General features: G+C 66.8%; 20 protein-coding genes. 10 read left to right on the forward strand and 10 right to left on the reverse strand.

Going from position 1 to position 23,195, the window contains the following annotated elements; all coding sequences use genetic code 11:
• Positions 1-75: 75 nt before the first annotated feature.
• Positions 76-1,956 (reverse strand): ABC transporter ATP-binding protein, encoded by a 1,881-nt coding sequence (locus tag ACFC4D_RS39685; protein ID WP_375961376.1) that lies wholly within the window; start codon positions 1,954-1,956, stop codon positions 76-78.
• 213 nt (positions 1,957-2,169) lie between these two features.
• Between ACFC4D_RS39685 and ACFC4D_RS39690 the strand changes: the two genes are divergently transcribed.
• A complete protein-coding gene (locus ACFC4D_RS39690) occupies positions 2,170-5,019 on the forward strand; it encodes an FAD-binding and (Fe-S)-binding domain-containing protein (protein ID WP_376071498.1) in 2,850 nt (949 codons plus the stop codon).
• Positions 5,016-5,948 carry a DNA-3-methyladenine glycosylase 2 family protein gene (locus tag ACFC4D_RS39695; protein WP_364636685.1) on the forward strand — a complete coding sequence of 311 codons (933 nt, stop codon included), beginning with the start codon at positions 5,016-5,018 and terminating at the stop codon, positions 5,946-5,948. Before ACFC4D_RS39690 ends, ACFC4D_RS39695 begins: the two co-directional genes overlap by 4 nt.
• Before the next feature lie 40 nt (positions 5,949-5,988).
• Here the strand turns inward: ACFC4D_RS39695 and ACFC4D_RS39700 are convergent, their stop codons facing one another.
• From ACFC4D_RS39700 to ACFC4D_RS39710, 3 genes are read right to left on the reverse strand one after another with little or no spacing between them, the layout of a single operon-like run.
• Positions 5,989-7,269 (reverse strand): extracellular solute-binding protein, encoded by a 1,281-nt coding sequence (locus ACFC4D_RS39700; RefSeq protein WP_376071282.1) that lies wholly within the window; start codon positions 7,267-7,269, stop codon positions 5,989-5,991.
• Entirely contained in the window at positions 7,266-8,099 is an 834-nt protein-coding gene (locus ACFC4D_RS39705) for a carbohydrate ABC transporter permease (RefSeq protein WP_376071285.1), read from the reverse strand. The genes ACFC4D_RS39700 and ACFC4D_RS39705 overlap by 4 nt, the downstream gene beginning before the upstream one ends.
• Positions 8,089-8,955 carry a carbohydrate ABC transporter permease gene (locus ACFC4D_RS39710; protein ID WP_376071287.1) on the reverse strand — a complete coding sequence of 289 codons (867 nt, stop codon included), beginning with the start codon at positions 8,953-8,955 and terminating at the stop codon, positions 8,089-8,091. The genes ACFC4D_RS39705 and ACFC4D_RS39710 overlap by 11 nt, the downstream gene beginning before the upstream one ends.
• A 245-nt stretch (positions 8,956-9,200) precedes the next feature.
• Here ACFC4D_RS39710 and ACFC4D_RS39715 point away from each other — a divergent pair, with 245 nt between their 5' ends.
• Genes ACFC4D_RS39715 through ACFC4D_RS39730 form a run of 4 tightly spaced genes read left to right on the forward strand, consistent with a single transcriptional unit; the run spans position 9,201 to position 13,985 of the window.
• Positions 9,201-11,045: an SCO2524 family protein gene (locus ACFC4D_RS39715; RefSeq protein WP_376071290.1), complete on the forward strand. Its 1,845-nt coding sequence runs from the start codon at positions 9,201-9,203 to the stop codon at positions 11,043-11,045.
• Positions 11,042-11,980, forward strand: a complete 939-nt coding sequence (locus ACFC4D_RS39720; protein ID WP_375961365.1) for an SCO2523 family variant P-loop protein — start codon at positions 11,042-11,044, stop codon at positions 11,978-11,980. The genes ACFC4D_RS39715 and ACFC4D_RS39720 overlap by 4 nt, the downstream gene beginning before the upstream one ends.
• The gene (locus ACFC4D_RS39725; protein ID WP_376071292.1) at positions 11,977-12,975 is read left to right on the forward strand and encodes an SCO2522 family protein; all 999 of its coding nucleotides are present in this window, start codon (positions 11,977-11,979) and stop codon (positions 12,973-12,975) included. The genes ACFC4D_RS39720 and ACFC4D_RS39725 overlap by 4 nt, the downstream gene beginning before the upstream one ends.
• 2 nt (positions 12,976-12,977) lie before the next feature.
• Positions 12,978-13,985: an SCO2521 family protein gene (locus ACFC4D_RS39730; protein WP_375961359.1), complete on the forward strand. Its 1,008-nt coding sequence runs from the start codon at positions 12,978-12,980 to the stop codon at positions 13,983-13,985.
• Between the two features lie 5 nt (positions 13,986-13,990).
• Here the strand turns inward: ACFC4D_RS39730 and ACFC4D_RS39735 are convergent, their stop codons facing one another.
• The 3 genes from ACFC4D_RS39735 to ACFC4D_RS39745 all read right to left on the reverse strand — a co-directional run bounded on the left by ACFC4D_RS39735 (position 13,991) and on the right by ACFC4D_RS39745 (position 15,968).
• Positions 13,991-14,824, reverse strand: a complete 834-nt coding sequence (locus ACFC4D_RS39735; RefSeq protein WP_376071295.1) for a hypothetical protein — start codon at positions 14,822-14,824, stop codon at positions 13,991-13,993.
• 51 nt (positions 14,825-14,875) lie between these two features.
• Positions 14,876-15,394, reverse strand: a complete 519-nt coding sequence (locus ACFC4D_RS39740) for a GNAT family N-acetyltransferase (protein WP_375961354.1) — start codon at positions 15,392-15,394, stop codon at positions 14,876-14,878.
• 370 nt (positions 15,395-15,764) lie between these two features.
• A complete protein-coding gene (locus ACFC4D_RS39745) occupies positions 15,765-15,968 on the reverse strand; it encodes a hypothetical protein (protein ID WP_364636657.1) in 204 nt (67 codons plus the stop codon).
• A 378-nt stretch (positions 15,969-16,346) separates the two neighbouring features.
• Between ACFC4D_RS39745 and ACFC4D_RS39750 the strand changes: the two genes are divergently transcribed.
• The 3 genes from ACFC4D_RS39750 (at position 16,347) to ACFC4D_RS39760 (ending at position 17,743) form a co-directional block, all read left to right on the forward strand.
• Positions 16,347-17,234: a helix-turn-helix domain-containing protein gene (locus ACFC4D_RS39750; RefSeq protein ID WP_376071297.1), complete on the forward strand. Its 888-nt coding sequence runs from the start codon at positions 16,347-16,349 to the stop codon at positions 17,232-17,234.
• Positions 17,231-17,425, forward strand: coding sequence for a DUF397 domain-containing protein (locus ACFC4D_RS39755; RefSeq protein ID WP_364636653.1), 195 nt, complete (start codon positions 17,231-17,233; stop codon positions 17,423-17,425). The genes ACFC4D_RS39750 and ACFC4D_RS39755 overlap by 4 nt, the downstream gene beginning before the upstream one ends.
• A gap of 180 nt (positions 17,426-17,605) precedes the next feature.
• Entirely contained in the window at positions 17,606-17,743 is a 138-nt protein-coding gene (locus tag ACFC4D_RS39760) for a hypothetical protein (protein ID WP_364636651.1), read from the forward strand.
• A gap of 63 nt (positions 17,744-17,806) precedes the next feature.
• Here ACFC4D_RS39760 and ACFC4D_RS39765 read toward each other — a convergent pair whose 3' ends face one another.
• From ACFC4D_RS39765 to ACFC4D_RS39775, 3 genes are read right to left on the reverse strand one after another with little or no spacing between them, the layout of a single operon-like run.
• Complete coding sequence (locus ACFC4D_RS39765) at positions 17,807-18,553, reverse strand: succinate dehydrogenase/fumarate reductase iron-sulfur subunit (RefSeq protein ID WP_376071300.1); 747 nt, start codon at positions 18,551-18,553, stop codon at positions 17,807-17,809.
• A gap of 2 nt (positions 18,554-18,555) precedes the next feature.
• Positions 18,556-20,487, reverse strand: a complete 1,932-nt coding sequence (locus ACFC4D_RS39770) for a fumarate reductase/succinate dehydrogenase flavoprotein subunit (RefSeq protein ID WP_375961345.1) — start codon at positions 20,485-20,487, stop codon at positions 18,556-18,558.
• Between the two features lie 51 nt (positions 20,488-20,538).
• Positions 20,539-21,372, reverse strand: a complete 834-nt coding sequence (locus tag ACFC4D_RS39775) for a hypothetical protein (RefSeq protein ID WP_364636645.1) — start codon at positions 21,370-21,372, stop codon at positions 20,539-20,541.
• A gap of 254 nt (positions 21,373-21,626) precedes the next feature.
• Between ACFC4D_RS39775 and ACFC4D_RS39780 the strand changes: the two genes are divergently transcribed.
• A complete protein-coding gene (locus tag ACFC4D_RS39780; protein ID WP_376071303.1) occupies positions 21,627-23,009 on the forward strand; it encodes an acetyl-CoA acetyltransferase in 1,383 nt (460 codons plus the stop codon).
• The last annotated feature ends 186 nt before the right edge of the window (positions 23,010-23,195 follow it).

The raw sequence follows: 23,195 nt of genomic DNA on the forward strand, positions 1-23,195 counted from the left end.
ACCGTATCGAATTTTCCCGTATTGCCAACTTTGTTTGCCGGTCCGGCAAAAGGTGTCCGGACCGGCAAATAGCGATCAAGCCGCGGCGGGCTCGCTGTCGTCGGCGAACTGGGTGCGGTAGAGGTCGGTGTACCGCCCGCCCGCGGCCAGCAGTTGGGTGTGCGTGCCGCGTTCGACGATGCGGCCGTGTTCGAGCACCAGGATCTGATCGGCATTGCGGATGGTGGACAGCCGGTGCGCGATGACCAGTGCGGTGCGGCCGTCGAGCGCCTCGGCCAGCGCCTCCTGCACCGCCGCCTCGGAGGTGGAGTCCAGTGAGGCGGTGGCCTCGTCGAGGATCACCACGCGCGGCTGCTTGAGCAGCAGCCGGGCAATGGTGAGCCGCTGCCGTTCGCCACCGGAGAGGCGATAGCCGCGTTCACCGACCACGGTGTCCAATTTGTCGGGCAGGGAGGCGATGAGCTCGCCCAGGCGCGCCCGCTCCAGGGCATTCCAGAGTTCGTCCTCGGTGGCCTCGGGCCGGGCCAGCAGCAGGTTGCCGCGAATGGTGTCGTGGAACAGATGCCCATCCTGGGTGACCAGGCCGACGGTGTCCTGGATGGACCGCCCGGTCAGCTCGCGCACATCCGCGCCGCCGAGCCGCACGGATCCGGAGTCCACGTCGTACAGTCGCGAAACCAATTGCGCGATGGTCGATTTGCCCGCCCCGGAGGAGCCGACCAGGGCCACCATCTGCCCGGGTTCGGCACGCAGGCTGACCTCGTGCAGCACTTCCTCGCCGCCTCGGGTGTCCAGCGTCGCCACATCCTCCAGGGAGGCCAGGGACACCTTGTCGGCCGACGGGTAACCGAAGGTCACGTTGTCGAGCTCGACCGCGATCGGGCCCTCCGGCACCGCGCGGGCATCCGGTGCGTCCTCGATGAGCGGTTTCAGATCCAGGATTTCGAAGACCCGCTCGAAACTCACCAGCGCGGACATGATGTCCACCCGTGCGCTGGCCAGTGCGGTGAGCGGTGAGTACAGCCGGGTCAGCAGCAGCGAAAGCGCCACCACCGCACCGGGTTCCAGCTGTCCCTTCAGCGCGTAGTAGCCGCCGAGTCCGTACACCAGCGCCAATGCGAGCGCCGACACCAATGTCAGCGCGGTGACGAACACGGTTTGCAGCATGGCGGTGCGCACCCCGATATCGCGCACGCGCCCGGCGCGCACCGCGAATTCGGAGGATTCCTGCTGCGGGCGGCCGAAGAGTTTCACCAGGGTCGCGCCCGGTGCGGAGAACCGCTCGGTCATCTGGGTGCTCATGGACGCGTTCAATCCGGCGGCCTCGCGCTGGATGCCCGCGATCTTCTCACCCATGCGGCGGGCGGGCAGCACGAACACCGGGAGCAGCACCAGCGCGAGCAGGGTGATCTGCCAGGACAATCGGAGCATGACCGCGAGGGTCAGCGCGAGCGTCACCACATTGGTGACCACACCGGACAGCGTGGAGCTGAACGCGCGCTGCGCACCGATCACATCATTGTTGAGCCTGCTGACCAGCGCACCGGTGCGGGTGCGGGTGAAGAACGCGACCGGCATCTTCTGCACGTGATCGAAGACCGCGGTGCGAAGATCGAAGATGAGCCCCTCCCCGATGCGGGAGGACAGCCACCGAATGACCACCCCGAGCGCCGCGTCCAGCACCGCCACCAGCGCGATGACGGCCGCGAGAATCAGCACCGTCCGGGGTGCCGAACCCTTCACGATGTCGTCGACCACCCGCCCGGCCAGCACCGGTGTCGCCACCGCGAGCAGCGCCGAGACAATGCTGAACGCCAGGAACGCGGCCAGCCGCCGATGATGCGCCCGCGCGAACACCAGGATCCGCCGCGCGGTCCCGGCCCGCAGCGGCCGCTGCGCGGTAGGCGCGTTCGCCTGCCGATAGAGCTGACTCCAAGCGATGGATTCCATGGTCATAACCGCACTCCTCACCGTCTGAAGTTCATCGAACCTCAGACCACCGACAGTAGGACCTCAACAAAGGTTGAGGACAAGCCGTTACCAGCAGAGATTCGCTGCTGGCGAACATCGGATCTCCTTACGAAGGCTCCGGCTCTCCTGTCGTCCCAGACGTGGTGTGTGCGCGTTCGGCCCATCGCGGCCCCGGACTCATAGGCTGGCGGGGTGCGGATGGAATCGGCGATGCGGGAGTTGCGCGGGCGGATCGACGGCGAGGTCGACCGGTCCGAGCGGCGGCGAGCCGAGTATTCGTCCGATGCCTCCAACTATCGGGTGCTGCCCGAGGGCGTGGTGTTTCCGCGCGGCGACGCGGATGTGCGCGCGGCGCTGGAGTTCGCGCGGACGGAAGGGCTGGGGGTCACCGCGCGCGGCGGGGGCACCTCGGTGGCCGGAAATGCCATTGGCGCGGGCATCGTGCTGGATTTCAGCCGCCATATGAACGAGCTCCTCGAGCTGAACGCCGAGGAGCGGTGGGCACGGGTGCGTCCCGGGCTGGTGCTCGGGGACCTGCAGCGCGCGGCCGCCCCGCACGGGCTGCGGTTCGGGCCGGATCCTTCGACGCAGAATCGCTGCACCCTGGGCGGGATGATCGGCAATAACGCGTGCGGGCCGCACGCGGTGGCCTGGGGCCGAACCTCGGATACCGTGCGTGAACTGCGAATTCTCGACGGTACGGGTACCGAGCGGCGGTTGGGAACCGACCTGTCGGCGGTGCCGGGGTTGAGCGAGTTCACGCTGGCGAACCTGGCCGTGCTGCGCACCGAAGTCGGCCGATTCGAGCGGCAGGCGTCCGGATACGCGCTGGAACATCTGCTGCCGGAACACGGTTCGTCGATTGCCAAGGCGTTCGTCGGCACCGAGGGCACCTGCGGCCTGCTGCTGGATGCCATCGTCGAGCTGGTGCCGATCCCGGCCGCGACCGTCCTCGTCGTGCTCGGGTATCCCGATATGCCAACGGCCGCGGACGATGTCGCGGCCGTCATGGCGGTGCGGCCGGTCGCCGTGGAAGGTATGGACGCGCGCCTGGTCGACGTGGTGCGCAGGTATCGCGGTGGGGTGCCGCCGCTGCCGCGCGGCGGCGGCTGGCTCTTCGTCGAAATCGAGGGTGAGACTCCGGAACGGGCGCGCGAGACCGCCGAACTGCTGTGCCGCTCCACCCACGCCGTGGATTCCCGGCTGGTGCTCGATGCTCGGGAAGCCAAGGCGCTGTGGGCGATTCGCGCCGATGGCGCGGGCCTGTCCGGCCGCACCCCGGAGGGCAATCCGGCCTGGCCGGGTTGGGAGGACGCGGCCGTCCCACCCGAGCGACTGGGTGACTACCTGCGCGAATTCGAGAAGCTCATGACCGAGCACCGCGTGGACGGACTCCTCTACGGTCATATCGGGGACGGTTGCATCCATGTCCGCCTGGATCTGCCGATAGCCGATGCCCCGCAACGCTTCCGGGACTTCCTGGAGGATGCCGCCCGTCAGGTGGTGTCGTTCGGCGGTTCCCTCTCCGGGGAGCACGGCGACGGCCGCGCCCGCTCGGAACTGTTGCGCCACATGTACTCCCCCGCCGCGCTCACCGCGTTCGCCGATTTCAAGGCGCTATTCGACCCGGACGACGTTCTCAATCCCGGTGTTCTGGTGCGCCCCAGGAACATCGACGCCGATCTGCGGGTGGCGGGACTGCTGCCGACTCCCGCCGCAGGCGGCTTCGCATTCCCCGCCGACGGTGATCTGGGAACCGCCGTGCACCGCTGCGTCGGTGTGGGCAAATGCCGCGCCGACACCCGCGGCTCCGGTGGTTTCATGTGCCCGTCCTATCTGGCCACCTCCGATGAGAAGGACAGCACCCGAGCGCGTGCCCGCGTCTTGCAAGAGGTGGTGCGCGGTGCCCTCGACTGGCGCTCCGACGCCGTCGCCGAATCCCTCGATCTCTGCCTGTCCTGCAAGGCATGTCACTCCGACTGTCCCGCCGGAGTCGATATGGCCACCTACAAATCCGAAACCCTGCACCGCCGCTACCGGGGCCGCCTCCGCCCCCTGGACCATTACGCCCTCGGTCGCCTCCCACAGTGGCTGTCCGCCGCCACCCGTCTCCCCCGCCTGGCCAATGCGCTGTCCGGGAACGCGATCCTGCGCCGAATCGGGTCGCGGGCGGCGGGAATCGATTCCCGCCGCACGGTGCCGGAACTGGCGCGCACGAGCTTCCGCCGCGGTTGGAATGCTCGCCGCAAGCCGTCGCTCCCCACCGCACCCGATCAAGCGGTCGCGATGGGTGAGATCGGAAAGGCCGGTGCTGTTCCCGTTGCGCCCGCGGTGCTGCTGTGGGTGGACACCTTCACCGATGCGTTCGATCCCGAGATCGCCTGGGCGGCGGTCGAACTGATCGAATCGCTGGGCCATCGGGTCGTCGTCGCCGATCGGCGCGTGTGCTGTGGGCTGACCTGGATCAGCACGGGTCAACTCGACGGGGCCCGAAAGCGCCTGCGCGCCACCGTGAACGCGCTCGATGAGCATGTGCGCGCGGGCGGAGTGGTGGTCGGACTGGAACCGTCCTGCTCCGCCGCGCTGCGCGAGGATCTCCCCCGGCTGTTGCCGGATGATCCGCGCGCCGGTCCGGTCGCGGCGGCCGTTCGCACCCTCGCGGAATTCCTCGAGGCGCAGCCGGACTGGACGCCCCCGGATCGCTCGGATCAGACGGTGGTGGTGCAACCGCACTGCCATGAGCACGCGGTCTCGGGTTTCACGGCGGACCGCCGCATCCTCGAGCGGACCGGTGCGACCGTGCGGGAGATCGCGGGCTGCTGCGGTCTGGCCGGAAACTTCGGCATGCAGCGCGGCCACTACGACGTCTCGGTCGCCGTCGCGGAGAACGGCCTGTTGCCCGCGCTGCGGGACGCACCCCCCGGTGCGGTCTTGCTCGCCGACGGCTTCTCCTGCCGCACCCAGGCCGCCCAGCTGGCGGGCAGGTCCGCCCGGCATCTCGCCCAATTCCTGATCGGGGATTCGGGCACTGGCAGAATGTCCCGGTGACCACCGCGCCGATCGCCACCGCATTGACGCGCACGGTGCGGTCGGAGCGTCCCATCGATCTCGCGGCGACCGTCGCGCCGCTGCGTCATGGATTCGGCGATCCCTGTCATCGGGAGACGCCGGACGGTTCGCACTGGCATGCCTCGCGGATGGCGTCCGGGGTGGTGACCTATCGGTTGCGGCAGGTTGATCGGTGCGCGGTGGAGGCTCGGGCGTGGGGTCCGGGGGCCGAGGAGTTTCTCGAGCAAGTGCCGACCATGTTGTGCCTGGACGAGGATCTGAGCGGGTTCGCGCCCGAGCATCCGAAGGTGGCCGAGGCGCATCGGCTCAATCCGGGTCTGCGGATGTTGCGGACCGGGCTGGTGTTCGAGGCGCTGGTGCCGTGCGTGCTGGAGCAGAAGGTGCACACCAGGACCGCGCATGATTCGTGGCGGAAGCTGGTGTGGCGGTACGGAACTCCCGCGCCCGGACCCGCGCCGGACGGATTGCGGGTGATGCCGGACGCGGAGACCTGGCGGCATATTCCGTCGTGGGTCTACCACCGCGCGAATGTGGGTCCGCAGCGCTCGAAAACCATTGTGCTGGCGGCCCGTATCGCCGGGAAGCTGGAGGAGGCGGCGGCCATGAGTCATGCCGACGCCGAGCGCCGGCTGCGCACCGTGCCCGGTATCGGGGTGTGGACGGCGGCGGAGATCGCACAGCGCGCCTTCGGTGATCCGGATGCGTTGTCGGTGGGCGATTTTCATCTCGCCGCGATCGTCGGCTGGACACTGCTGGGCCGTCCGATCGACGATGCCGAGATGATCGATTACCTGGAACCGCTACGGCCGCATCGCTATCGGGCCGTTCGGCTGCTCGGTCTGGCGGGGTTCGCGCACAAGCCGAAGTTCGGTCCGCGCACGCCGTACACCGATCACAGCCGCATCTGACCCGCCCCCTTTGTTCGCGGCCGTGCCGGGCCGACGTCGATCAACGCTGGTCCAGGGCCGCGTTCCCGGCATCCTGCGCACGCCGCAGCGCCACGTCCACGGGTACCCGGCCGAGGAACATTTCGGCGAGGATCGGATCCATGGCTTCCAGGGCCGCCGGGAATCCGGGCCCGCTGCCACCGGCCATCCGCCCGTCGCGCAGCACCTCGAAGAACGGTGTCACATCCACCCCGTGCCGCGCCCAATAGTCCCGGTACACATGCTGTTCCGACAGCACCGCCGGAATGGTGGCCCCCGTCAGCCCGAGATGGCGATTGCCCGCCGCGCTGCCCAGCCACGCCAGCACCCGTCGGGTCTGCTCGGGATGCGCTGAGGCCGCATTGCCCGCCACCGCGATCGAATTATTGGTGCTGATCCGGCCTTTCGGCCCCTGCGGTATGAGGGTCAGACCCCACCGGAACCCGGCCTGCTGCGCGATGGTCGCGAGCGTGAAGCTGCCGGATTGGAACAGCGCCATCTTCCCCTGCAGGAATGCGTTTTTCGCGAAGTCCCCGCTGGTGTTCGTATCGGCGGCGGACGGCGACAAACCATCCCGAATGAGCCCCACCAGATAGCCGAACGCCGCGTTGCCCTGGGCATTCGCGAACTCGAACCGTTCGTCACGCTGTAATTCGGCTCCCGCCGAACCCAGGTACGGCAGTTCGATGGATTGAAAGTCCTTGGCCGCGTTGTACGGCCACGGCGCGGCGGCGTGCAGTCGGCGCAGCAGCGGCCGGAAGGTATCCACCGCGTCATCGGGACTCCAGCGCGCGGCGGTCACTGCCCCCGGATCGACTCCGGCGTGCTCCAGCAGGTCCCGGTTGTAGAACACCGCACTGCCGCCGTCGACGAATTGCGGTACCGCCCAGAGCTTTCCGCCACGGGTGAACTGATCGACCGCGCTGGGATCCCAGGCCGCGGCAGCCTGCGGCCCCAGCGCCGCACCGATATCGACCAGTCGCCCGCTGTCGGCGTAGTCCTCGTACAGTCCGGTCCAGAACAGATCGTCGGCGATCCCGCCCGCCACGTCGAGTCGCAGCTTGCGCGCGTAGGAAGCCCACGGCACCAAGGTGATTCGCACCTCGATATCCGGATTCGCCCGCTCGAATTCATCGAGCGACGCCCGGTACGCCGGAACGAAGCTCTCATCCCAGATCCGCAATCGCACCACCGTGCGCCCACTCGATTCCCCGTCCCGCCCCAGCCACAGCGCCGCCCCCACCAGCATCGCGATGACCAGTGCGATCCCGAGCACGACCCGGGTGGAATCCTTGACCCTCATTTGAGCCCCGTCCACGCGATGGACCGCAGCACCTGCCGCTGGAACACCACGAACACCACCACCAGCGGTGCGATGGCGAGCGTGGTCGCCGCCATGATGAGCGGCCACTGCGAGTTGTACTGCGTCTGCATATTCGCGGTGGCAACCGTGAGCACCTGCCACTTCGCCCCGCTGGCCGCGACGAGCGGCCACATGAAGCTGTTCCATTGCGTGACAACGGTGATCACGGTGAGCGTGGCCAGGATCGGCCTGCTCATCGGCACCACCACGTGCACCAGGATGTCGAGCGTATTCGCCCCGTCCGTCCGGGCCGCGTCGATGAGTTCACCGGGGATGGCCCGAAAGTACTGCCGCAGCAGGAATATGGCGTACGGCGAGCCGAACAGGAACGGCAGCACCAGCGCCCAGAAGGTGTTCAGCCACCCGAGCTTCGCGAACATCAGATACAGCGGAATGAGCGTGACGGCGCTGGGCACCATCATGGTGCCCAGGTACACCCAGAACAGCGCTTCCCGTCCTGGAAAACTGGTGCGCGCGAACGCGTATGCCGCCAGGATGGAGACCAGCAGCTGTCCGATGGTGATGCACACCGTCATCAGCGCGGTCACGATCACGGCCCGGCCGAGGCCCTGATCCAGCACCGTGCGGAAGTTGTCGAGCGTCACCGGATGCGGTGGCGTCAACGCGGATTCGCCACTGAACTGCCCCGGGGTCTTGAACGCGGTGGATGCGCTCAACACCAGCGGCGCTACGGTGAACAGCGCCCCCGCGATCAACACCAGGTACGCCACCCCGGAACGCACCGCGCCCCTGCGCGATTCAGTATTCATAGCTGGTCCGGTTCCGGAAGTATCGATGCTGCGCGAAGGTGATCGCGAACATCACGGCGAACATCACCACCGCGATGACGGCGGCCCGGCCCGGCCGCGCCGCGTCGAACGCCTCCGAATACAGCCGCATGGCAACGACATCCGTGCGATGGTCGGGCCCGCCCCGGGTGAGCGCGTACACCGCGTCGAATGTCTGGAATGCCGTCAACACCCCCGTGGCCAGCACGAAGAACATCGTCGGCCGCAACAGCGGCAACACCAGCCATCGTGTGCGCCGCCACCCGGTTGCCCCGTCCAGCGCCCCCGCGTCGAGTATTTCCCCGGGTATAGCCCGTATCCCCGCGACGAAGAACAGCGCCACATACCCCACGTTCATCCACACCAGCACCGCCGCCACACACGGCAGTGCCAGCACCGGCGAACTCAACCACTCCACCCGCCGCCCCAGCACCGCACTCAGCGCCCCACCCGTCGGCGCGAATATCCACTGCCACACCACCCCCACCGCCACCGGCGCACACATCCACGGCAGCGCATAAACCACCCGCAGCACCGTCCCCCCGCGTCCCCGGCCCGCCAGCAGCGCCGCCACCCCGAACCCCAGCGCCGTCTGCACCGGCACCACCATCGCCGTCAGCGCGAGCGTCACCAGCAGCGAATGCCCGAACTCCCGATCCCCCAGCACCGCCCGCCAGTTCGCCAGCCCGCTGAACTCCATCGGCCCCAGCAGATTCCAGCTGTGCAGACTGAGCCAGAGCACCACCCCGATCGGAACCAGCAGAAAACAGCCGACACCGATCAAACTCGGCAACAGCAGGACATAACTGGTGGCCACACGCCTAACGGCCCGGTTCATGAGCGCCGACGCTACCGCCGCGATAACCCCGACGCGAATTCCCGCCGCCCGGTGTGTCCGCGATGAACACCGAAAGAAATCGCGGTGGTTTCGGAAGTGAAACTGGTCGATAACTCGTGCGCGAACACCGGTTCGGGGACGAAACATATTCCGGCGCAACCGATGACAAGATCTTGGGAAACGCTCACACTGGAAGGACGAGTTCGACGACGAGCCGTATCCGGTCGGCTCGTGGAGGGGGATCGATGAGGATTCGACCGCGCCAACAGCTGCTCGATCTATGGCGTTCGCATCTGGAAACGTCGTATCGGGACGGGGTCTGGGTCTGGGGTGGGCGGGACGGCAGCAATTCGATCTGCGATGCCGAACAGTTGATGTGTCTTTTGTATCCGGCGACGGAGCTTTCGAGTTTCGCGCTGGATCCGGAGCGAATCGCTACGGCCGATGATGTCGCCGCGGTGGTGTCGGTGCTGGGTGAGGATCTGCGGATCGGTGAATTCCTGGTCGAGGTCATCGAGCAGTTCTTCGATCGCTACACCGATGCCGAGGGGGAGCCGATCTTCGCGGGTGGCAGCTACTTTCGCGATGTCGGGCAGGGTGCGCCCACCGAAGAACAGCGCGCGCTCGACGTGGTCGACTCCTATTCGATGTCGCTGAGCCTGTGTATCGCGGTGCTGCGCTTCGTACGCGGTCTGCAGCGTTATCTGGGCGGGGAGGTGCGGTTGCAGGCGGGACGGCTGGGCAAGCGCATCGAGGCGCTGACCCCCCGGGTGCAGAGCCGTCTCACCGCCGCCATGATGGGTTTGATCCGCAGTTTCGTGATTCACACTCCACATTTCTCCTCTCCCGCCGGACAGGAGATTCTGACGCTGGTCAACCAGACCGGTTCCGCGTTCAAGGATGTCATCACCGATTTCTCCGGCACGCTGGAACGCATCCGCGTGCAGGCGCGCAACGATATTCGCAGCCTGCAGACGCCGGACACCGATCTGCGCGATGACAACCTGCTCTTCGAATGCGGGTGGAGCTGGAGTATCGACGGCAGGTCCGCACCGCGCGGGGAGCTCGACACCCGTATCGCCAGTCAGCCCGGTGTCGCGGTTTCCGAACCGTATCTGTATTTCACCCTCGTCGCCCTGGACGGTGTCAAAGACCTCTATTCGCAACGGACCCAGGAACCGGACCTGCTGGAGGGCGAACAATTGGCGCTCGCCGAATCGCTCAAGCGGCGTGCGGAACTCACCCAACGCTACTGGTCCACCATTTCCCGTTTCGGCACCGGGCGCTGGCCGCTGGAGGATCTGCCGTGGCGGACCTCGGACGGTAAGCAATCGGACTATTACAGCCTGGTCGTCACCTCCTTCCTGATCCAGGACATGCTGGATCGGGAGTCCACCACCGATCTGCCGCGCACCGTCGCGGTGCTGACCCAGCTGGCGCAGCGGGCGCGGATCACCAACCGGGAGATTCCGGAGGATCCGGCCGCCACCCTGCACTATCCGGGAATCACATTGACCCTGAAGGGATCCCAGGACGTGGGGGACGGTCCGATGATGGGATATCACGTCGCCGACTTCACCACCCTGTTGCTCAAGCGCTGTCTACAGGCGGCGCGGCTGGCACGCGATGTCGAAACCCGGGAGCAGCTCCTCGATCTGGCGGCCTCGGCCATGGAGCATATGCAGGAGCGCAGCGTCACCCGCGGGCGTTCCTCCGGCCTGTGGGACAACCTCGCGCCGACCGACCATGCCGCCGAGCCCGCACCGTCCTGGTTCCTGACCGAACGAATGATGGAATCCCTTGTGGTCGCGCACAATACGTTCTCGCGCCCGCCGGTCGCCACCGCGAGCATGGTGAACAGCGCGACGGGCCGGATCAGCGAGGCCGACCACCTGCTGAACCAGGAGTTCCTGGAGATCGGCGATACCGCGTACTCGCCCCGGCGCAAGGAACTGGAGGCGATCGAGCAGTCGCTGGACCGCGCCCGCGCCATCGCCGCGAAACGCCCGCATACCGCCGAAAGCCTGGCCGCCGACGCCCTGCTGCGGCTCAACGCCCTGGCCTACGCCCGCGAGGACGCGACTCGATGAGCGTCCGGGGCATGGACCCGATGCTGGTGTTCGCGACCTCCGACAAGGGCGGCACGGGCCGATCGGTCACCAGCTGCAATATCGCGTACCGGCTCAGCCTGCGCGGTCACGATGTCGCGTACGTCGACTTCGACTTCGGATCACCTACGGCCGGTGCGCTTTTCGAGATCGGCAAGGTCGAGCGCGGTAATCCGGGTGGCGGTGGTGTGCACTCGTACCTGCTCGATCAGATCGGCGAGCCGGAGCGGCTCAATGTCGCCCGCACCACCGATCGGATCGCTTTGCGCAAGGTCCCGTCCGGGGCCGGAAAGCTGGTGTTGCTGCCGGGTGATGAGGGCGGCGCGGAATTCGCCGGATGCGATGACGCGATGGTGGCGCGCGGCGTCGCCCTGCTGTCCTCGCTCCTGAGCGAATTCAGCGTGGTCATCGTGGATCTCAGCGCCGGGCGTTCGGTCGCATTGGAGATCGCGTTGCGTGCGACCGCGTCGAATGGCTTGCGGCGCAGGCCACATCGCTGGCTGGTCTACCACCGCTGGACCCGTCAGCATGTGCTGGCGGCCGGTGGGCTGGTGCACGGCCCGCACGGATTGCTCGAGGCCGGGAGTGAATGGGGGCACGATCGCGACGCACTGCTCGCCGCCACGCGCTGTGTGCGTACCGCCGTGGCTTCGGATCGCACCCCGAGCGGTGATCGCGCACCGCAGGGCACCTGGCTGGATACGCAGGCCAAATCGCTGACGGAATTGGCGCTGGCGAACGGTCTCGGCACCGCCATGCTGCTGGGCAAGACGCCGATCGAACCGGTGCTGCAGTGGCGCGAGCAGCTGATCATGGATGTGGACGTGAATTCCAAGATCGCCAATGTGGCGACGGTGGACGCGTACATGAGCTTGGCCCGGAAGCTGACCGACAAGTCGACCTGGGATATCGAGTGATACGTCAACCAACCTACCGAGAGTCCTCGGAGGAATCGGCCGTCGCGCCGCTACCCATGGCCCATCTGTCGATCGAGATCGGCCACTTCTCGCTGGACGAGATAGTCGACGAGACCGATAAGATCCGGGCCGAATTCCGTCGCGCCGTCCCGCTGGTGCGGGCCTTCACCGAATCGGCCCGGGTCGAGTTCGGTCCCGACGCCCGGGTCAGCACCTGCTACCTCGCGGACGACTATTTCCAGACCGACCACAAACCGGCCGAGGTGCTGGACCGGCTGCTCGGCGTCGCCGCCGACGCCGGACTGACCATCGACTATCTGGCGCGCGAGTCCGGCTGCCACGAGGCCCCGGTCTTCACCGGCGGAGTCGCTGTGGGAGAACCGATTCCGGTCGCGGCCATGGTCGCCGCCCGGTTGATCGCGCAGCCCGAGGAGGAGGAGACGGCCAATGGCCGCCGCCCGCCGACCACCGAATCCGGCTGGCTGTGCAATGGGCGGCGGGAGCAGACCGGCAGATCCCGGGCGGCGATGCACCGCGAGGAATACGTTCCCCCGCGCGAACACGGCGCGCGTGAGCATTCCATCTTCCTGGACGTCGAGCTGTGGCACGACCGCAGGGATGAGCGCCGCTGGTCCTGCCCGTTCCTGGCCGCGGTCTGGCAGCTGTTGCGGCTGGGGATGCTCCGGTATCACGGTGCGGCGGTGGTCGAACCCCAGCAGTGGCTGGAGGGGCGGGACTGGCCGACCGCCTGGCGGGATCTGCCACCGGTGGTCCGGCTCAATGAGCAGGCCGCGCCGTTCACGGCCTATCGAACGATGTCCATGCTGCCCAAGCGCTATCTGCCCATCGAACACGCGGTGCGGGTCATCCTCGATCACCTCGCGATCGATGACGATATCGCCGCGTACGTCACCGCGCAGGGCTTCGCCGAGGGGGTCGGGGTGCCCGCCAAAGTCGTTGAACGCGTGGGACATCTGCTGCTCGAGGGGACCTGATCATGACGGCGAATACGCGTTCCGCGCCCGCGCGCGGCCGCCGGGTGTCACAGGCGCCGCTGGCGGCGCTGGGTGAGATCCGCACCTGTCTGCTGCCGCATTCCACCGCACTCGACGGTCAGGGCACCGAGGAATTCCTGGCGCTGGTCCCGGGCGCGTCGGTCAGCCGCCGGGAAAGGCCGGGGCCGCTTGCCTTTTCGCCGCCGCGCGCGGTCGGGGTGGATTGTCATCTGTCTCGCGGCGATGCGGCGAAGGCGCGCATCGTGGGTACCGTCGCCTCTACGGCCGTCCTGGTCGGCGGGCGGCTGGCGCAGATGTCCTCGCACGTCACGGTGGTGCGCGCTCCGCAGCAGCAACGCCGGTCCTGGTCGCACTACGTCGGCCGGGTCGGAACGGTGGAGGTGATCGGTACGCTGCCCGATCGCGAGGGCGCCGATCAGCAATTGACCGACGCGTATCTCGCCGCCTCGGGTCCCGGCATCCTGGATATCGCGTCCGTCTGCGCCCGGCAGTTGGATGAATTGCGCAAATCGCCGCTGCTGGACCAGAATCCGCCGCTGCTCGCGCCGATCACCCGGCTGCGCTGGACGGCCCGGATGGGCCGGGAACGGGGCACCTCGGTGTTCTTCCGCGTCGGCGATGACGAGCGCCCCAGGTCCGTGACCGTCACCGTGCAGCACGCCGAGGATCTGCCCGCCGCACTGCGCTTCTGCCAGGACGTCGCGGCGCACGACTGGCTGCTGACCGTCATCAATGCGAAAGTGCTGGCCGCAGACGGATTCGGCGGCGGGTACGACCGGCAGGTCGAAGTGCTGGCCCCGGTGCTCGAACATCTCGCGCACCTGTGGATGCCGGGTGCGCACGTCCCGGACAGCATGCGGGCGCTGTGGCGGAATCTGCAGTCCGATGCGGGATTCTCGCGGCAGTGGGACACCAAGGTCGCACAGCTCGAGCATCGCATCGGGGTGGCGACGTACTACGCCGCGCGCGGCGGACTCGACTATCGCTGAAACTGCTAGAGCCGGAACCACTTTCGGACGAGCAGGGCGAAGAACACCGACATCGACACCACGCCCAGCCACGCTTCGACCGCGAACAGCGCCTCCGCGGGCGGGGCCATATCCTTGGTATTGCCCGGATCGAGCGGATTGAGGAAGCCGACGGTGCACAGGTAGACGACATCGCCCCGCGATACCGTTCCCCGCCAGAGCAGGCCGAGCAGCGAGAACACCACCAGTTGCACGGCCACCCAGCCGAGTAGCCAGAACGGCCGATATCCGTAGCCGCACAACAGATCCGAGATTGCGCCCGGTATCCGCCGCCAGACCGATGCGGTGGCGCGACGGCGCGCGCGAGCCAGCTCGAGTCCACAGCGATCCTCGGCCTGCACATCCTCGGTGAGGCGATGCAGTGCGACCGCCCGCCGCCAGGCCAGCACCGCGTGCGCGGGCAGTCCGGCCTTGCGCAGTTCCGCCGCCAACGTCTCGAATTCCGCTGCGAGCAGCATGTTCTGGGTCTGACTCAGCCGCAGCGGGCCGCGGAATTCGATCTCGGCGGCGAGCAGTCCGGCCAGCAGCGGCGCACGCCAGGCTTCGGTGCCCGGGGTCAATTGCGGTGCCCGCTCGTACAGCGTCACGAACATCAGCCGATTGCCACGGCGGCCCAGGCTCAGCAGTTCGGATCTGTCGATCAGCGCTTCGACGCGGCCGTGGAAGTCGTCCAGCGCAGTGGGTTTCGAGAGATCGGCGGCGCTCGTCGCATCGAGTTTCTCGGTGTGCCTGGCCGCGCGGTCATCGATGTTCTCGATGACCGAATTCAGCCGCCCCCACCGCTCATCAGTCGTCGGCATTCGGTTACTCCCCCAACTGCGAACCGCCAATCAGGTTCCAGGGTAACCGTTTCAGGGCAGCAGGGCGGGTAACGGATCGGGTACCCGGTGCACCTTGTAGATCAGCACATCGCGGGGTTCGTCATCGCCGAAATACCGTTCATCGCGCTCGTGCAGTACGAACCCGAAATCCTTGAACAGGTTGTAGGCGGGCTGATTCTTGGGGTCGACGGTCAGCAGTACCTCGTCCACATCGCCCTTTTCGCGGCAGACGTCGACGGTGTGCTGGAGCAGGCCCCGGCCGTAGCCGTGGCCCCGGGCATCGGGGGAGACGGCCAGACTGATCAGCCAGGCGCGGCCACCCTCGCCGATGGTCAGGGCGTAGCCGACGACCTTCTCCTCGCCGTCGTCACCGAGTTCGACGGCGACGACGCAACCGGAACTGTGCGCGTCCAGCAGTTGGCGGAGCACGAAATACGGATAGCGGTCGCGGAAGGCCGCCGCGTCGATGATCTGGATGTCGGGCAGGTCCGCCCGCTCCGGCACCCGGTACACGGGCGACGATCGAACTGTCTCCGCGATGGTGGTCATCTGCTCCCTTGCGTTCGTACACAAGTCTCTGAGTCAAGCCTAGACGGCACACCGGGCCGGTGTCTCCGCAAACGAGCCAGGAGGCAGTGTACTCACAGGTGGGAGCCGTGGTGGGATGCGGTTCGGCCCGCCTGCCGTCTGCCGGACGGGCGGGCCGAACCGCGCTGACGCAACGCGGCGGGGGTCGGCCGGCGCACCCAGGAGGTTGGAAGGTGCGACGGCTATCGAAAGGCGGTGCGGCAGCTGTTCTGGCGGCCAGGGGCCTTCCCCGGCCCTTGGACGCGGCGCCGGCGGATGAACGCGCGGCGGCGATCGAGCATCCACCACAGTGCGCGAAAGACCGCGCGCTCATACCGGTCGGCGCCGTTTGTCATGGCAGGGCGCGCTCGTCGAGGACGCAGCGCCCCTCGTCCACCAGCGTCGCGCGGGCGCGGCGCCGCACCTTGCAGGTCTGAACCGTGCAATCGAGGTGCAATTGCATTGCGGCGTGGGCCTGTTCGGCGCTCATGACACCCGGATCCCTGCGACACCGCAGCAATCCGGCTACATGCATATTGAGGGCGGTCAGTTGCATGATCCGACCTCCGCAAGAGAGAGGTGGTAGGGGGTGACTGCTTCGGCCATGACTCCTCGTTCCGCATGGAATTCCTGAAGTGCCCGGAGCATTCAGGAAACGAAAGGGGACTGGCAACACCGCCCCGGGCACATATCCAGCACACCATGAGCAGCCGCCCGGCGGGTGATTTTCGAAGATGAGAACGCAAAATTGCGCGAATTCCCAGCAGTGAATCCAACTGGGAGAGGAAGATTCTCCATAGTGGACGAAGCCCCCAGCCGATGAGAAGTGCGTCCGGGCGGGAGCCGGTGTGCCGCAACACTATCGTGCCGCCAGCCCTCCGGCATCGTCGTGCCGCCGCCCCGCTCGTGCCCGCGACCGAGAACGGAGCGCGCTGTGTCAGAGAGCCCTGCGTCATCGACCCTGCCCCGCCGCCAGCTCGGGCGCTATTTACGGGATTGGCGGATACAGGCGGGATTGACCATCGCCGAGGCCGCCAAACTCATGGAATGGGGCGCGAGCACGCTGCAGCGGCTGGAGAAGGGCAATGCCGATCGCATCCGCACCATCGACATCCACGAGCTGTGCCGCATCTACGGCATCCCGGCCGAAATCGCCGAGGGGCTCAAGGGTTTGGCGCAGCAGGCCGCGGTGAAGAGCTGGTGGCACTCCTACGGCGACCTCATCCCGGAGAACTTCGACGTCTACGTCGGCCTGGAAGCATCCGCGCAGCAGTTGTCCTGCTACCAATCGGAATTGGTGCCCGGACTGCTGCAGATCGCCGATTACGCAAGGGCCCTGAACACCCTCGGATATCCGGAAGAGTCTGCGGCAGAGGTGAATCGACGCGTCCAGCTGCGGTTGCAGCGGCAGGCGCTGATCACCCGCCGCATGCATCCGGCGACGGTCGCCATGGTGTTGCACGAATCGGTATTGCGCCGGTCGGTGGGAGGTGCAAGGGTGATGGCGGCGCAGGTGCGGCACCTGGCGGAGGTGAGCACCAGACCCAATGTCGCACTGCGCATCCTGCCCTTTGATGCCGGTGTCCCCCTGGGACTTTCGACCGGCCCATTCGTGATTCTCGAGTTCGGGACAGATGGCAAAGGGCAGCCGGTGGAACCCCCGGTGGTGTACGTGGAGGGGTTCACCGGCGATCTGTATCTCGAAAGACAGGGCGATGTTCAGCGCTATCGCCGGGCGCAGGGATGCCTGGAACGCTGCGCGCTGGAGGTCCAGGACAGCAGAAACCTGCTGCGGCAGGTGGCGAAGGAGTATTCGGCATGAGTGTGCGGGATCTGGCTGGTGCGCGCTGGTTCAAGAGCAGCCGCAGCGGGGCCGGTAAGGAGTGCGTCGAGGTGGCGTTCCTGACCGGTGGACAGGTGGGGGTGCGGGACAGCAAGAATCCCGGCGGCCCCGCCCTGGTGTTCGGTGCGCGGGAATGGGATTCGTTCACGGAATTGATCGTGCGCGATTGATAACGGTCGCCGGGCGATGAATCTCCTGTTCATCGTCCGGCCCGCCCAAGATCACGAAACGGTGGCCGTTGCATATCGAAAACATGTTTGCGACGGCTAAAGTTGGGTATCCAAGTATTCGTGGACCGAGGGCTGAAGAATTCCCGACCCCGGTACCGCAAAGTAGGTCCCGATGACTGGATGGAACGGCTGATCGTAGGGATGCTCTTCGCGGTATCGGCGATGGGCATATACGTACTCACCGGAGCATTGGTATCGGCGGTGGCCGTGGGGCTGCTGGTCGGCGCGGTGGCGCTGGGCGTCGTCGCGATGCTGTGATCCCTTCCGCCATACCGTAAAAAACTGCCCGCCGTTCCGTGGAACGACGGGCAGTCTGCGGTCTCAGCGCCGGAAGAGCTTGTTGCCCAGCCAGACCAGCGGATCGTACTTGTGATCGGCCACCCGCTCCTTGAGCGGGATCAGCGCGTTATCGGTGATCTTGATATGTTCCGGGCACACCTCGGTACAGCATTTGGTGATATTGCAGAATCCGAGCCCGGCCTCGTCCTGTGCGAGATCGCGCCGATCGGCCACGTCCAAAGGATGCATTTCGAGTTCCGCGATCCGCATCAGATAGCGCGGCCCGGCGAACGCTTCCTTGTTCTCCTCATGATCACGGACGACGTGACAGGTGTTCTGGCACAGGAAGCATTCGATGCACTTGCGGAATTCCTGCGACCGCTCCACATCCTGCTGCTGCATGCGGTAGTCGCCCGGTTTCAGATCCACCGGGGGAGTGAAGGACGGAATTTCCCGTGCCTTCTGATAATTGAAGGACACATCGGTGACCAGATCCCGGATCACCGGGAAGGTGCGCAGCGGCGTCACGGTGACGACGTCATCCGGTGTGAAGGTGTTCATGCGGGTCATGCACAGCAGTCGCGGCCGCCCGTTCACCTCCGCCGAACACGATCCGCACTTGCCCGCCTTGCAATTCCAGCGCACCGCCAGATCCGGTGTCTGGGTGGCCTGCAGGCGATGGATCACATCGAGCACGACCTCGCCCTCGTTCACCTGGACGGTGAAGTCCTGGAGCTCGCCGCCCTCGATATCGCCGCGCCAGACCTTGAACTTCGCGTCGTAAGCCATGGCTATTCCGCCTCTCCGGCGTCGCCGTCCCGCACGGGCGCGAGATCGGCGGTGCTGTAATACTTTTCGAGTTCGTTCAGTTCGAACAGACGCAGCAGATCGGTGCGCATGGGGATCTGCTGTTCGGGCGTGACTGTCACCGACGGCACCGAGAAACCGATCTCGTCCGGATCGATGCGGCAGACCAGCAACTTGTTGCGCCACACCGGATCCATGCCCGGATGATCGTCGCGGGTGTGCCCGCCGCGAGATTCGGTGCGCAGCAACGCCGCCTGCGCCACGCACTCGCTGATGAGCAGCATGTTCCGCAGATCCAGCGCCAGATGCCAGCCCGGATTGAACTGCCGGTGCCCCTCGATGGTGACGCCGTCGTAGCGGTCGCGCAGTTCGGACAGCTTCTCGATGGCCTGCTTCAGCTCACCCTCCTTGCGGATGATGCCGACCAGATCGTTCATGGTCTGCTGCAGGTCCAGGTGCATGGTGTACGGGTTCTCGCCCGGCCCCTCGGCGGGCGGATCGAACGGCACCACAGCGGCTTTCGCGGCGGCCGCGATATCCTGATCGGTGATCTTGGGCCGCCCGGCCAGCTGCTCCACATAGGTGGCCGCGCCCAAACCGGCGCGCCGCCCGAACACCAGCAGATCCGACAGCGAGTTGCCGCCGAGCCGGTTGGAGCCGTGCATACCGCCGGAACACTCACCGGCGGCGAACAATCCGGGCACGGTGGCCGCGCCGGTATCGGGATCGACCTCGATGCCGCCCATGACGTAGTGGCAGGTCGGGCCGACTTCCATGGGCTCGGCGGTGATGTCGACATCGGCCAGTTCCAGGAACTGGTGATGCATGGACGGCAGCCGCTTCTTGATCTCGGCGGCGGGCAGCCGGGACGAAATGTCGAGGTACACACCGCCGTGCTCGGTGCCGCGGCCCGCCTTGACCTCTTCGTTGATGGCGCGCGCCACCTCGTCGCGGGGGAGCAGATCAGGGGTGCGGCGCGCGGAGTCGTTGTCCTTCAACCACTGATCGGCCTCCTCCTCGGATTCGGCATACTGCCCCTTGAAGACTCCGGGGATGTAGTCGAACATGAAGCGCTTGCCGTCCGAGTTCTTCAGCACGCCACCGTCACCGCGCACGCCCTCGGTGACCAGGATGCCCTTCACCGACGGTGGCCAGACCATGCCGGTCGGGTGGAACTGCAGGAACTCCATATTGATCAGCGTCGCGCCCGCCCGCAGCGCGAGGGCGTGGCCGTCCCCGGTGTACTCCCAGGAATTGGATGTCACCTTGTAGGACTTGCCGATTCCGCCGGTGGCCAGCACCACGGCCGGGGTCTCGAACAGCACGAACCGGCCCGATTCCCGCCAGTAGCCGAACGCGCCGGAGATCTTGTCGCCGTCCTTGAGCAGTTCGGTGATGGTCAGTTCGGCGAAGACCTTGATGCGCGCCTCGTAATCACCGGTGGCGGCGAAGTCCTCCTGCTGCAGCGAGACGATCTTCTGCTGCATGGTGCGGATGAGTTCGAGCCCGGTGCGGTCGCCGACGTGCGCGAGCCGCGGATAGGTGTGGCCGCCGAAATTGCGCTGGCTGATCCGGCCGTCCTTGGTCCGATCGAACAGCGCCCCATAGGTTTCCAGCTCCCACACCCGGTCCGGGGCCTCCTGCGCGTGCAGTTCGGCCATCCGCCAGTTGTTGAGGAATTTGCCACCGCGCATGGTGTCCTTGAAATGGGTCTGCCAATTGTCCTTCTCATTGGCATTGCCCATGGCGGCCGCGCAGCCGCCCTCGGCCATGACGGTGTGCGCCTTGCCGAACAGCGATTTGCACACCACCGCCACCGAGAGGCCGTGTTCGCGGGCTTCGATCACCGCGCGCAGTCCGGCGCCGCCCGCACCGATGACCACGACGTCGTACTTGTGCCGTTCGACTTCAGGCATGGAACCGAATACTCCTGACAGACTTGAGGATTGGGATCAGTCGTACCGTGCTCAGCCGATGAGACGCGGATCGCTGATGGTGCCGCTCGCGACCAACATGACGTAGAAGTCGGTGAGGATGAGCGTGCCGAGGGTGGTCCAGGCCAGCAGCATGTGCCGGGTGTTCAGCGCGGACACCTTGGTCCAGAACCAGTAGCGCACCGGATGCGCGGAGAAGTGCTTGAGCCGCCCGCCCGCGATATGCCGGCAGGAGTGGCAGGACAGCGTGTACGCCCACAGCAGCAGCGCGTTCCCGGTGATGATGATGGTGCCCAGGCCGATGCCGAAGCCACCGTCCTTGCCGTGGAACGAGATAGCCGCGTCATAGGTGTTGATCACCGCGATGATGGCCGCCACGAAGAAGAAGTAGCGGTGCGCGTTCTGGATGATCAGCGGCAGCTTGGTCTCGCCGGTGTACTTGGCGTGCGGTTCGGCCACGGCGCAGGCCGGCGGGGAGAACCACACCGCGCGGTAATAGGCCTTGCGGTAGTAGTAGCAGGTGAGCCGGAACAGCAACAGGAACGGCAACACCAGGAAGCCCAGCGGAATCCACATGGGCAGGTGGCCGATCGGCGTGCCGAGGTGACTCGAACCCTCGACGCACGACGCGCTCAGGCACGGTGAGTAGAACGGCGTCAGATAGTGGTAGTCGTTCACCCAATATGCCGCGCGCGCAAACGATCTCACGGTGGCGTAGATGACGAAGGTGCCGAGGCCCAGCACGGTGACCAGCGGTGGAACCCACCAGCTGTCGGTCCGCAGGGTGCGCGCGGAGATGGCCGCACGACCCTTGCTGAATACCCCGGTTGTGCTCGATTCAGGACCCTTGACTGGTGCGGCGCTCACTGCTGGATGCCTCGCTGCTCTACCCCGTGGAACGTCATCGTTACCTCCGGCATCGAATGTGATGGTGAGCACCCTACGACAGGGCAGCTATCACTCGAGCTCGGTACCGCGAATTCGTGATCCCGTGATTTGCGCCACAATCCGCGATTTTCCCGGCCCGTCGTTTGATTGGTGAACAAACGGCTATCTCAGCCGTCACACAGCAGCAACAACACTGTGGGACCTTGCCCTGTAGTGAGTTAGGAGCTGTTGTGATGAGAAGAGCCGCAATCGTCATGCCGATGCGCACACCGGTCGGTCTGCCGGGCGGCGCCCTCGCTGCGGTCGCCCCGCAACGGCTGATCTCCACCGTGCTGAGCGCGGTGGTGGGCCGGTCGGGCATCGACCCGTACCGCATCGAACAACTCGTCACCGCGGTGCCGGATCAGCGCGCGGTGCGCGCCGCCGTCCCGCTGGCCGGATTGCCGCCCACCGTGGGCGAATTCCCGCTCGGCGCGGGGCCGGGCGGGGGACTGCGCGCGCTGATCACCGCGGCCATGATGGTGCAGACCGGATCGGCGGATGTGGTGCTCGCCCTCGGCGCCGAATTCCCCTGCGCCCCGGTGCAACCCAGGGGACCGGTCGGTCCGGGACCGCTGGGTGCGGGACCGCTGCCGACCGGTCCGCGCAATGGCAGGCCCATCGGCGCGCAGCGGGTCGCACCGCCCGCGCCGAACGGTGTGGCCGTGGGCAGCGGTGTGGCCATGGGTGTCGACACCGGCGAACAGCTGGCGGTGTGGGCCGCGGCCGAGGGTGTGCGCCGTCCGCAGGAATCCAAGTACGCCGATCTGCTCGCGCAGCACTACGGGATTTCCCGGCTGGAAGCCGATGAGTTCGCCGCGGCCAGTCATCGCCGCGCCGCGCGCGCCCGGCGACAGGGCATCTTCGGTGAGGAGACCGCGCCGGTGGTGGTGAACGCCATCGCCGGTGATGTGAATTCCGGTGTGGTGCAACTGGTCGACCGCGATGAGGGGCTGCGTGACGATGTGTCCGCGCGCGCCTTCGCGGCGCTGGAACCGTTCCTGCCGGGCGGCGTCACCACCGTCGGCAACAGCAGCACCCGCACCCTGGCCGCCTCGGCCTGCCTGGTGGTGGCCGAGGACCGCCTCGTCGATCTGGGCCTGGAACCGCTCGGCTATCTGGTCGGCTGGGCCGCCGCCACCGGTGAACCCGATCAGGCCGTGCCCGCCGCCGCTCCCGCCATCGAAAAAGCTTTGGGGCGCAGCGGTTTCGGTCTGGAAGCGCTGGATCTGCTGGAGATCGACGAGACCAGCGCGGTGGAAGTGCTTGCGCTGACCCGGCTTTGGGAGCGCGAGGGCTGGGAATTCGAGTCCGCCGAGCGGCTCAATGTGCACGGCGCGGCCATCGCGCTCGGTGATCCGGGTGGGGCGGCCGGCCTGCGCATGGTGACCACGCTGCTGCACGAATTGGCCCGCAGCGAAGGCGGTTACGGGCTGGCTGCCATTCCCACCGGTCCGTCCGAGGCGCTGGCCGCGGTCTTCGAATCGGCCTATACCGAACAGGTCGCTCCGACCCCGCGCGGTGCGCGCTTCCACGGGGCGCGTCCGCCCCGGCGTTTCGGCAGGCACCGCGCCTGATCCGATTTCGACACGCCGTTCGACACGCCGACTGTTGCTGCTGAACGGAAACGATCCGCGCGCCCGAATAGCACGGGGTCGGCGGTAGCGGAAGCCACTGTTTTCGGGGGAGTGCCCAAATCAGCTGTGGTTGCTGAAAATTCGCCTGATCGATAGTGCGCGTGGCGAAGAATTTTTCGCGTGATG

The sequence above is a fragment of the Nocardia sp. NPDC056000 genome (assembly GCF_042269265.1).
Classification (GTDB): domain Bacteria; phylum Actinomycetota; class Actinomycetes; order Mycobacteriales; family Mycobacteriaceae; genus Nocardia.